Source organism: Dyella sp. (assembly GCF_036568765.1).
Lineage (GTDB): Bacteria > Pseudomonadota > Gammaproteobacteria > Xanthomonadales > Rhodanobacteraceae > GSA-30.
In genome coordinates this window covers 1-11,258 of sequence record NZ_DATCRY010000243.1, presented here as the reverse complement: position 1 = coordinate 11,258, position 11,258 = coordinate 1, and the positions used below count along the sequence as shown (strand labels likewise).

The 11,258-nt window shown below is 62.3% G+C and carries 10 protein-coding genes; 1 reads left to right on the top strand and 9 read right to left on the bottom strand.

Going from position 1 to position 11,258, the window contains the following annotated elements:
• Positions 1–7 precede the first annotated feature (7 nt).
• The 5 genes from VIM98_RS16430 to folD form a co-directional block, all read right to left on the bottom strand.
• Positions 8–286, bottom strand: a complete 279-nt coding sequence (locus tag VIM98_RS16430) for a hypothetical protein (protein WP_331994192.1) — start codon at positions 284–286, stop codon at positions 8–10.
• Positions 287–345: 59 nt separating this feature from the next.
• A complete protein-coding gene (locus VIM98_RS16425) occupies positions 346–1,602 on the bottom strand; it encodes a tyrosine-type recombinase/integrase (protein ID WP_331994191.1) in 1,257 nt (418 codons plus the stop codon).
• Positions 1,603–1,912: 310 nt separating this feature from the next.
• Complete coding sequence (gene guaA / locus VIM98_RS16420) at positions 1,913–3,496, bottom strand: glutamine-hydrolyzing GMP synthase (RefSeq protein ID WP_331994190.1); 1,584 nt, start codon at positions 3,494–3,496, stop codon at positions 1,913–1,915.
• Positions 3,497–3,619: 123 nt separating this feature from the next.
• Complete coding sequence (guaB, locus tag VIM98_RS16415; protein ID WP_331994189.1) at positions 3,620–5,077, bottom strand: IMP dehydrogenase; 1,458 nt, start codon at positions 5,075–5,077, stop codon at positions 3,620–3,622.
• A 76-nt stretch (positions 5,078–5,153) separates the two neighbouring features.
• A complete protein-coding gene (folD, locus tag VIM98_RS16410; RefSeq protein WP_331994188.1) occupies positions 5,154–6,008 on the bottom strand; it encodes a bifunctional methylenetetrahydrofolate dehydrogenase/methenyltetrahydrofolate cyclohydrolase FolD in 855 nt (284 codons plus the stop codon).
• 74 nt (positions 6,009–6,082) lie between these two features.
• On the opposite strand from folD, the gene VIM98_RS16405 reads away from it, so the two are divergent.
• Positions 6,083–6,652 (top strand): GNAT family N-acetyltransferase, encoded by a 570-nt coding sequence (locus VIM98_RS16405; protein WP_331994187.1) that lies wholly within the window; start codon positions 6,083–6,085, stop codon positions 6,650–6,652.
• Positions 6,653–6,765: 113 nt separating this feature from the next.
• Here VIM98_RS16405 and moeB read toward each other — a convergent pair whose 3' ends face one another.
• The 4 genes from moeB to VIM98_RS16385 all read right to left on the bottom strand — a co-directional run.
• Positions 6,766–7,932, bottom strand: coding sequence for a molybdopterin-synthase adenylyltransferase MoeB (gene moeB, locus VIM98_RS16400; protein ID WP_331994186.1), 1,167 nt, complete (start codon positions 7,930–7,932; stop codon positions 6,766–6,768).
• Positions 7,933–8,067: 135 nt separating this feature from the next.
• The gene (gene der / locus VIM98_RS16395) at positions 8,068–9,459 is read right to left on the bottom strand and encodes a ribosome biogenesis GTPase Der (protein ID WP_331994185.1); all 1,392 of its coding nucleotides are present in this window, start codon (positions 9,457–9,459) and stop codon (positions 8,068–8,070) included.
• Positions 9,460–9,479: 20 nt separating this feature from the next.
• Complete coding sequence (gene bamB, locus VIM98_RS16390) at positions 9,480–10,679, bottom strand: outer membrane protein assembly factor BamB (RefSeq protein WP_331994184.1); 1,200 nt, start codon at positions 10,677–10,679, stop codon at positions 9,480–9,482.
• On the bottom strand, positions 10,676–11,258 hold a 583-nt coding region (locus VIM98_RS16385), incomplete at its 5' end, for a YfgM family protein (protein ID WP_331994183.1). The genes VIM98_RS16385 and bamB, both read right to left, overlap by 4 nt.

Sequence of the window (11,258 nt, the reverse complement as noted above, 5' to 3'; positions counted from 1 at the left end):
TTCCATCTCACAACTCCTCGGCACCACCTTCAGCCTCGTGCCGCTTGCGGTGCGTGGTGCAGTTGTCCACAACGCGCCGCAGGGCGCGTGCGTGGTTGCCAGGGTTCTTCGGCGTGCTCCATACGCTGGTGATGCAGAACTCGCCGCAGCGGCATTCCTCGTCGTTGTACGGGCAATACATCCGCCCCCAGGCGTGGCTGCCGCCGACTTCGACGCACCAGCCCTGCCCTTCGGCGTGCCTGAGAGCTTCCTCGACCTCTTTCTTCGGATGAGGGGAGCGAGCCATCAGCGGTCTCCAGTATGAGGATGATCGGCATGTTGTCAAGTGACAACCATGCCTCTGTTTCAAGCTACCGCGCTCAACGTCGGCACGACTACGTTCTTCGGCAACAGCGTTGGCACGTAGGTCTGCCCACTACCCCAAGCATCGACCAGGTTGGCCCACTCTTGCAGCATGTGGCGCCGCTGCTCGGCGTACTCAGCCTTGTTGTAGACCGAGCGCGAGGAACGCCCGTCCTCGTGCGCCAGGCACTTCTCGATCCAGTCGCGGTTGAAGCCGATTTCGTTCAACAGCGTCGAGCCGGTACGGCGCAAGTCGTGGACGGTGAACGGTTGCAGCGGCAGCCCCTTGGTCTTTGCCGCCTCCGCGATGAGCTGCGTGACCCGATTCAAGGTCGCATTGGACATGAACCGCTCGGCGTCGTAACGGGAGGGAAAAACGAACCTTGAGCCGGCCGCGCAGGCGTGCAGCGTCACGAAGATGTCAAGCGTCTGGCGCGAGAGATAGACCACGTGCGGATTGCGTCCCTTCATCCGCTGCTTCGGGATCGTCCAGGTCTTGCTCTCGAAATCGACCTCATCCCAAGTGGCCTGGATCAGTTCGCTCTTGCGCACCAGCGTCAGCAGGATCAGGCGCAGCGCCAGCTTGATGGTGGGGTAGGTCGCCACCGACTCCATCTGTTGCACGAACAGTCGGATTTCCAGCGGCGACAGGGCGCGATCTTTCGGAACGAAGGTGGCGATCGACGCCGCGCCCACGCTGTCGGCGGGGTTGTCCACCTTTTCGCCGTGGGCGATGGCGTAGACATAAACCTGCTTCACGATGTCCCGAATCTGGACCGCGGTGGCTGGCGCCCCGCGTTCCTTGACCTTGTTGCACAAGGCCCGCAAGTCTTCGGCTTGGATCTCGGTCAGCAGACGATTCTGGAAGACCGGCAGGATATCCCGGTCGATGATGTGCTTGCGCATGGCGCGGGTGCTGTCGGCCAATCGTGCGTTGGCCAGCCAGGTGTCCATCGCCGCGCCGAAGGTCTTGATGGCGACCACCCGGCGTTTCTCGCGTTGCTTTTCGAGCGCAGGCGAGGTGCCCTTGAGCACGGCTTTGCGCGCGTCCAGGAGCAGTTCGCGCGCCATCGCCAGTGAGATGCCACCGGGGCCGTAGCGCCCGAGGGTCAGCGTCTCGCGGCGGCCGTTGAGGCGGTAGTCGTAGCGGAAGGTGACAGTACCGCTGGGCGATACCGTCACGTACATTCCGTCTCGGTCAGAAGCCTTATAAATCTTGGACTTAGGCTTCAGATTTCGTAGTGCTGCGTCAGTAAGCATCGAGGTTTCCTCCGGCTTGTGACGGCTTTACCGTCAGGTTTTACCGTCAAGGACCTGGAGACCTGCTGATGCCCGGAAAGCCGCATGAAACAAGCATTCCCGAGAAGGCTTTTACCGTCAAAGACGGTAAAAGTCTGAATAGTGAACGAGAGTGTCTTAATCCGGCCTCGATTTTTACCGTCAGCTCTACCGCCAACTTTTTCTGCTGGCCGGCGATAGCCACCGATAGCTGCCGCGACGCATTTCTTTCTATATCAACAAGTTACGTCAGTTTTTCGATAGCTGGCGATAGTCCTCGAAGGACGTAATTTCACTCCCACTCGATCGTCGCAGGCGGCTTGCCGCTGATGTCATAAACCACGCGAGAAACACCACGCAATTCATTGATAATTCTGTTGGAGACCCGACCAAGAAAGTCGTACGGCAACTGTGCCCAATGTGCCGTCATGAAGTCGATGGTTTCCACAGCGCGCAACGCAATCACCCATTCGTAAGCACGCGCATCGCCAACGACACCCACCGATTTAACCGGCAGGAATACGGCAAATGCCTGGCTGGTCTTGTCGTAAAGGTCCCAACGACGCAGCTCTTCGATAAAGATGGCATCGGCGCGCGCGAGGATCTCGGCATATTCCTGTTTCACTTCGCCCAGGATGCGCACGCCCAGGCCCGGACCCGGGAACGGGTGACGGTAAACCATTTCGCGCGGCAGGCCGAGTTCGACGCCGATGCGACGCACTTCGTCCTTGAACAGCTCGCGCAGCGGCTCGACCAGTTTGAGCTTCATGTGCTCAGGCAGGCCACCGACGTTGTGATGGCTCTTGATGACATGCGCCTTGCCGGTCTTGCTGCCGGCCGACTCGATGACGTCGGGATAAATGGTGCCCTGCGCCAGCCATTTGACCTGACCGCCGCTGGCCTGGGTGAGCTTGGCCGATTCTTCGTCAAAGATTTCGATGAACAGGCCGCCGATGATTTTGCGCTTGGCTTCCGGATCGCTGACTCCGGCCAATGCATCGAAGTAGCGCTGCGCAGCGTTCACGCGGATGACTTTCACGCCCATGTGCTGGGCCATGGTCGCCATGACCTGGTCGCCTTCCTGCCAACGCAACAGGCCGGTATCGACAAACACGCAGGTCAGCTTGTCACCGATAGCACGATGCAGGAGTGCGGCGACCACCGAGGAATCGACGCCGCCGGACAGGCCGAGCAACACCTGGTCGCCACCTACCTGCTCGCGCACGCGCGCGATCTGGTCTTCGATGATATTGGCGGCGGTCCACAAGGTACGGCAACCGCAGATGTCGGCGACAAAGCGGCGCAACAGCGCTTCGCCCTGCTTCGTATGTGTCACTTCCGGGTGGAACTGCACACCGTACCAGCGCTTGTCTTCGTTGGACATGGTCGCTACCGGCACACGGTCGGTGCAGCCGGTGATGGTGAAACCGGGCGGCGCGACGGCAACGTGATCGCCATGACTCATCCACACGTCCAAGGCTTGCCTGTCGGCCGGATGATCGGTCAGGCCCTTGAGCAGACTATCTTCGGCAACGATCTCCACCGTGGCATGACCGAACTCACGTGCATCGGCGGCCTCGGTGGCACCGCCAAGCTGCGCCGCCAGGGTTTGCATACCGTAGCAGATACCGAGGATCGGCAGGCCTGCGTCGAAGACTTCCTGCGGCGCCCTGGGAGCACCCTGGAGCGTGGTCGACTCGGGGCCGCCGGAAAGAATAATGCCCTTGGCACCGAAGCCTGCAATTTCCGCCGGATCATGATCCCAGGCCCAGATTTCGCAATAAACGCCGATCTCGCGGATACGCCGGGCGATGAGCTGGGTGTACTGCGCGCCGAAATCGAGGATGAGGATTTTGTCGGTGTGGATATTGGTCATGGGCGTGGGAGCTTTAAAAAGAATCAGGAATGCAGCGGCGACAGGTCAAAAACAAAGAGGAGCGAGAAACGAGTGACCTGAGCACACTCACTTCTCGCTCCTCTCCACTCTCTCCTCGCCCGATCAGGAATTCAGCCGATAATTCGGCGCTTCCTTGGTGATCTGGATATCGTGCGGATGCGCTTCGGTGACGCCGGCCGAGGTCACCTTGACGAACTGCGCCTTGTTGCGCACGTCGTCGATAGTGGCTGCACCGAGGTAGCCCATCGAAGCGCGCAGACCGCCGATCAACTGATGGATGATGTTGCGCAACGGCCCACGATACGGCACGCGGCCCTCGATGCCTTCGGGGACCAGCTTGTCGGCGTCGGCTTCGTCCTGGAAGTAGCGATCCTTGGAGCCCAGCGCCATCGCACCGAGCGAGCCCATGCCGCGGTAGCTCTTGTACGAGCGGCCCTGGAACAATTCGACTTCACCAGGCGATTCTTCAGTGCCGGCGAACATCGAGCCGAGCATGACGGTGGATGCACCAGCCGCCAATGCTTTGGGGATGTCGCCGGAATAGCGGATGCCGCCGTCGGCGATCAGCGGAATTTCGTCCTTCAATGCGGTCGCGACCAGGTCGATCGCAGTGATCTGCGGCACTCCGACGCCGGCCACCACGCGCGTGGTGCAGATGGAACCTGGGCCCACACCGACCTTGACAGCATCGACGCCGACATCGAGCAGCGCACGCGCCGCTTCGCCAGTAACGATGTTGCCGGCTATCACTTGCACTTGCGGATAGTGCTTCTTGACCCAACCCGCGCGCTCGATCACACCTTGTGAATGGCCATGGGCAGTATCGACCACGATCACGTCCACACCGGCATCGACAAGTGCCGCCACGCGCTGCTCGGTATCGCCACCCACGCCTACCGCTGCGCCGACTACCAAGCGCTCGTGGCGATCCTTGGCGGCGTTGGGGTTGTCGCGCGCTTTCTGGATGTCTTTGACGGTAATCAGGCCGCGCAGCTGGAAATCGTCGTTGACCACAAGCACCTTTTCGATGCGGTGCTTGTGCAGCAACAAGAGGACCTCATCCTGATCGGCGCCTTCGCGCACGGTGACCAGCTTGTCCTGGCGCGTCATGATGTTGCGCACCGGATCGTCATGCTTGCGTTCGAAGCGCAGGTCACGGCTGGTGACGATGCCGACCAGCTTTTCGCCGTCGACCACCGGCACGCCGGAGATATTGTTCGCGCGGGTCAGTTGCAGCACTTCGCGAATGGAAGTGTTGGGGCCCACGGTGATCGGGCTGCGAATGACACCGGCCTCGAATTTCTTCACCAATCGCACTTCGGCTGCTTGCTGCTCGGCCGTCATGTTCTTATGGATGATGCCGATGCCGCCGTTCTGCGCCATGGTGATGGCCAGACGCGCCTCGGTCACCGTATCCATCGCTGCGGAAACGATCGGAATATTCAGGCGCAGATTACGGGTCAAACGGGTGGACGTATCTACGTCGCGGGGAAGGACGGCCGAATGGGCCGGTACGAGGTAGACGTCGTCGTAGGTGAGAGCCTCGGCGAGGATGCGCATGCGAAAAGTCCCGCTGCAAAGAGAGGATTATACGCGCCATCCCGATGCTGCGCCACACCATCCTGCGTGGGATGCGTCAATCCGCCCGAGCCTCGGCCGCTTCCAGGGTGTTTTCCATCAGCGTGGCGACGGTCATCGGCCCTACCCCGCCCGGCACCGGCGTGATCCAGCTTGCTCGCTCGGCAGCTGGCGCGAATTCCACGTCGCCAATCAGCCGGCCGTCTTCCAGGCGGTTGATGCCCACATCGATCACGACCGCGCCGGGCTTGATCCATTCGCCCTGGATCAGGCCGGGGCGACCGACCGCCACAATGACGATATCCGCCTGGCGCACAAAGCTTTCCAGGTCGTGAGTGAATTTGTGACAGCAGGTCGTGGTGCAGCCGGCGATCAGCAGCTCCAGCGCCAACGGGCGGCCGACATGGTTGGAAACGCCCACGACGACGGCATGCTGCCCGCGTACCGGCCGGTCGGTATGCCCCAGCAGGGTCATCACCCCTTTGGGGGTGCATGGACGCAGGCCAAAGCGGCGTAACGCGAGCCGACCCAGGTTCACGGCCTGGAAGCCGTCGACATCCTTGTCCGGATCGATGCGATCGACCAGGGCATCCTCGTCGATGTGCTCGGGCAACGGCGATTGCACCAGGATGCCGTGGACGGCCGGATCGGCATTGAGCTTGTCGATCAGGGCGAACAGCTCGTCCTGGCTGGTGCTGGCCGGCAAGTCGTAGTCGAAGGAACGGAAGCCGACCTGATGGCAGGCCTTGCGCTTGTTGCGCACATACACCGCCGAACTGGCATCCGTGCCGACCAGCACTACCGCCAGACCCGGCGCAGGTAGACCCTTGGTCTTGCGCTCAACCACACGCTTGGCAATCCGGTCCAAGAGTTCCTGGGCGATGCGTTTGCCGTCGAGGATGCGCGCGCTCATGCTAGTTTCCTTAGATCTCCCGCGAAGTGCGACATTATCCTGGCTCGCCCACAACCACACAAACGAGATTTGTCATGACCGATGCCGGTCCCGCGCCGACGACCCTACTTGTGCCGCCACTCGAACTGCGTCCCTGGCGTACCGAGGATGCACCGGCGCTGGCCGAGGCGATACGGGAATCGGTGGAAAGCCTCAGCCGCTTCATGCCGTGGTGCCATCCCGGCTATGACCTCGAGGAAGCCCGTCAATGGACCATTCATTGCCAGGCCGAGTGGCGCACGGGTGGCATGTTCGATTTCGCAGTGATCGATGCAGAAGGCCGTGTGCTCGGCTCGGTCGGCCTGAACCAATTCGAACAGCGTAACCGGCGTGCGAACCTGGGTTACTGGATCCGCGAATCGGCGCGCGGCCGTGGGTTTATCGCGCAGGCGGCGCGAGCGGTTGCTGCTTTCGGGTTCGACACACTGGCGCTGGAACGGATCGAAATTGTCGCCGCGGTGGACAACCTGCCGAGCCAGCGCTGCGCGGAAAAAATCGGCGGTCAAAGGGAAGGCGTGGCGCGACATCGCATCTGGATGCATGAGCGCGCGCACGATGCAGTGGTCTATGGTTTGGTGGCTGGCGACTTTAAGCGCCCCCAATAACTGTTTATGACTAGTCTGGCTCCCACTCCACCGGTTTCGCCGGGGAGGGCGCCGGGGTGAGGGGCAGCCTCGCACGCAAAGGCCACGCGGTTTTGATTCGAGATTCCTTCTAATCAGCTGGCCGCGCACCAGTGCGCAACCTCTTCATAATCGCCGATCGCCGCATCGGGTCCGCAGCCAGGACAAGCGGGATCGCGGCGCAGGCGTGCCTCACGAAATTGCATCGCCAGTGTATCGAATGAGAGCAACCGCCCAACCAGCGGCTCACCCAGGCCCAGGATCAGCTTCAACGCTTCGGTCGCCTGCAGCAGACCGACGATTCCCGGCAATACGCCTAACACACCGGCCTCACTGCAGTTAGGGGCATCTTCGGCAGCTGGCGGCTCGGGAAAGAGGCAGCGGTAGCACGGCGAGTCGTTACGACGCGGGTCGAAAACGCTGACTTGCCCGGCGAAGCGTTCCACCGCGCCGTAGATCATCGGCATCTTCAATCGCTGCACCGCCGCGGCAACCAGGTAACGTGCAGGGAAGTTGTCGGCACCGTCGATCACCAGATCGTGGCCTTGCAACAGGCGCTCTACGCTATCGGCCTGCAGGCGTTCGCTGCACAGGTTCACCGTGACACGCGGATTGAGTGCGTTGAGCGCCATGCGTGCCGACTCGGTTTTGAGCATACCCACGCGTGCATCGGCATGGACAACCTGACGATGCAGATTGGAACGCTCGACGCGATCGTCGTCGATCAAGGTGATTTGGCCGACACCGGCGGCGGCAAGATAGAGCGCAGCCGGTGCGCCAAGCCCCCCTGCACCGAGCAAGGCGACTTTGGCTTGACCGAGTTTAGCCTGGCCTGCTTCACCGACCTGAGGCAGACGCAGTTGACGTGCGTAGCGCTCGGCGGTGTCGGTATCGAGCGTGCCCGCGCTGATGGGCAAGCCTTCGGCTTTCCAACGGCCGAAACCGCCCGCGACAGAGGCAATCCGTGTATAGCCCATACGTTGAAGGGCTTCGGCAGCCAGCAGCGAGCGCTGGCCGCTACCGCAGATCAGCAGGATCGAGCGATCGCGGTCGGGTTCATGCTGCTCAATGCGCAGCTCGAGGAAACCGCGGGAAATGCCCAGGGCGCCGGTGGCCAGGCCAGTGGCGCGTTCGTCGTCTTCGCGAACGTCGATCAGCAAGGCACCGCGAGCTTGCCGCGCGAGGGCTTCTCCTGGAGAAACTTCCTCGATGCGTTGGCGCAGGCTGGCTAGCCAGGTGTCGCGATGGTAGGGGGTGGTCATGGGGGTAGTTTACGTCGAGGGCCGAAGGGTTGCCCCCCTCATCCCAACCCTCCCCCGGCACGGAGCCAAAGGAGAGGAAACAGGTTGCGCAAATCCGTCGAGCCGAGGCCAGCCGTGAAGGAAAAAACGACTTTGTTACTTCCGGCGCTTCATCTCGCGAATCATCCGCTGCCGCTTGCGCAGCTGACCTTCGGTCAGCACGTTCTTCTTGCCGGCATAGGGGTTGTCGCCATCGCGGAAATCGATGCGAATCGGCGTGCCTTCCAACTTGAAGCGCTGGCGGAAGAAGTTTTCCAGGTAGCGACGATACGCAGGCGCAATGTGCTTCGTGCGGCTGCCGTGTATGACAATGGTCGGTGGATTGCTGCCGCCGGGGTGGGCGAAGCGCAATTTGGGCGCATGGCCGCGCACCAGCGGCGGCTGGTAGCCCTCGTAGGCACGTTCGAGTGTACGTGTCAGTTCGGACGAGCCCAATTCTTTCGTAGCCGCACTATGTGCGCGTACCACGGCACGCATCAACTCGCGCAAGCCAGAGCCGTGCAAGGCGGAAATGAATACGCGCTTGGACCAATCGACGAATTGCAGGCGGCGCTCCAGCGCGCGCTCGCATTGCTCGCGCTGATAGGCGTCCAGGCCATCCCATTTGTTCACGGCGATGACCAGTGCCCTGCCCTCGTCGACGGCATGGCCGATCAGGGTGAGATCCTGGTCGGCCAGGTTCTCGCGCGCGTCGATCATCACCACGACGACTTGCGCCGCGGCCATCGACTGCAGCGTTTTGATGACACTGAATTTCTCTACCGCTTCCTCGACACGCGCCTTACGCCGCACGCCGGCGGTATCGATCAGGGTGTAGCGCTTGCCATCGCGCTCGAGCGGCACGCGAATCGGATCGCGCGTGGTGCCGGCCACATTGGAAACAATCAGGCGATCCTCGCCGAGGAGGCGGTTGATCAGTGTGGATTTGCCGGCGTTCGGGCGACCGACGATGGCCACACGAATGCTGTCGTCCGCAACGACGGTTTCCTCGATATCCGGCGGTAGCAGCGGCAGCACCGCGGCAATCAATTCCTCGGTACCGCGACTGTGCGCAGCCGACAATGGCAGCGTCTGGCCGATACCGAAAGCGGCGAATTCGGCCAGCGCGTTCTGCAGATCCACGCCGTCGGTCTTGTTGACCGCCGCGATAATCGGCTTGCCGCTACGGCGCAGCTCGTCGAGGATGCTGCGATCCTGCGGCATCAGTCCATCGCGCGCATCGACGACGAACACCAGGACATTGGCTTCTTCGATGGCCAGACGCACCTGTTGCGCAGTGAGACCTTCGATGCCTTCTTCTTCGCCGGAAAGGCCACCGGTATCGACGACCACGAAGGGCTTTTCGCCACCACGGCAGATACCGTAGTGGCGATCGCGTGTGACGCCGGGCATGTCGGCCACCAGGGCGTCGCGGCTGCGCGTCAGCACGTTGAACAGGGTCGATTTACCGACGTTGGGGCGACCGACCAGAGCGACGACGGGCAGCATGAGGGATCATCGGCCTTCGGTCAGTGACCGGCCAGACGGTACGCACCGATGCGGCCGTGGATGTCTTCGACGTAGACGACATCGCCCACCACCAATGGTTGCGCACGAATCTGCTTCTTGGAGAGGCGCTCGCGCCCGGCCAGCGCACCGTCGCCGGACTGCAGCCAGTGCACGTAGCCTTCCATGTCGCCGACGACCACGTAGTCGCCCTGCACCGCCGGAGCGGTCAGCCAGCGATAACGCAGCTTGTCGTTCTTCCACATGTCGGCGCCGCCTGTCTTGTCCAGGCTCCACACCTGCGAGGTGTCGTCCACTCCATAAAGCGCATTGCCACGGAGGTCGAGCGAGGTAAACGTGGAGAACGGACGCGACCAGAGCGGGCGGCCGCTGGGACCGTCCACGGCGGTCAGGTTGCCGTGATAGGCCGCGCCATACAGCGTATTGCCGTCGAGCAGGATCCCGCCGTCGGCGTCATTCAGGCGATCGATCTCGGTGCGGCCCTCACCGCTGGCCAGCGACTGCTCCCACAACTTATCGCCGTTATCCAGGCGCAGCGCCACGAGCTTGCCAGCATCGCTGCCGAAGAACACTACGCCGTTGGCAGCCAGCATGGCGCCGTTGCCGCGCAGGCTGAGCAGGGGCACGGTGCTCTGGTCATACGCCCAGCGACGCTCGCCGGTCGCGCTGTCGAAGCCATACAGGCGACCGTCGCCGGTACGCACGATCACCAAGTTGCCCACGATGGTCGGCGAGGCAAGAATTTCGGAGTTGAGGGTGGCCGTCCAGCGATCGCTGCCATCCTTCGCGTTCAGGCCATACAGATGGCCATCCAGGGTGCCGACCGCCAGCAGATCGCCGGACACGGCCGGGCCACCGGCGTAATAGGAGTCCGGGCGCTTCTTGTCGCCCCAGCCAAACCAGCCGTGCTGACGGGAACTCTTGCTCCACAGCGTCTTGCCGGTCTGGCCGTCGAATGCTGCGATATGACCATCGGTACTGACCGCGTAAACCACGCCATCGGCGTAGGCCGGGCGCAACCGCACACCGCTATCGCCGGCGCCCTTGCCTACGCTATTGCGCCACAGGCGCGTTACCTGGACGGTCGGCTTGAAATCCTTCTCCAGTGGCGTAGGCGGCTGCACGTTCTCCTTCTTGAAGGAGTGGCAGCCAGCGAGCGCTACCAGCGAGGTCAGCGCGATCAGCAAAAAACGACGGTTCATGCACCCTGCTTCCCGGCCACTGCCAGATCATCGATTTTGTTCTGCAACAAGGCACCGCCCTGTGGCGCGTTTTCTCCCAGGGCAGCCTTGGCCGCTTCGTAGGCTTTGCGAGCCTCCTCGGGATGACCAAGCTTGACCTGCGCGTCGCCGCGTAGTTCCTGACTCAGGCCGACATAGAGCTTGGCGGGCATACGATCGAGCGTAGCAATGGCATCCGCCGCTTTGTCCTGCGCGAGCTGGACCTGGGCGGTACGCAGTTGCATCAGGGCCTTCAGTTCGGCGTCACCGGCATTCTTTTCCGCCTCGGCAAGCGAAGCCACGGCCTTGTCCAACTGCTTGGCCTGCACCTGACGCTGTGCGCGCTCGCTCAAGGCGAAGCTGGCGAAGGCGGTATCGGCATAATCCTTGCTGAGGCTGTCGGTCAGCGTATCGGCCAGGTCGTTCTTGCCGACAGCGGCGGCGGCCTGCATCTGGCCGTAAAGTTCCGCGGCCTGTTCCTGATGGCCCACGCGGTGCTGGCGCCACTGCTGCCAGCCGAAGATGCCTACCAAGCCGATGGCAATACCGACGATGATGGAC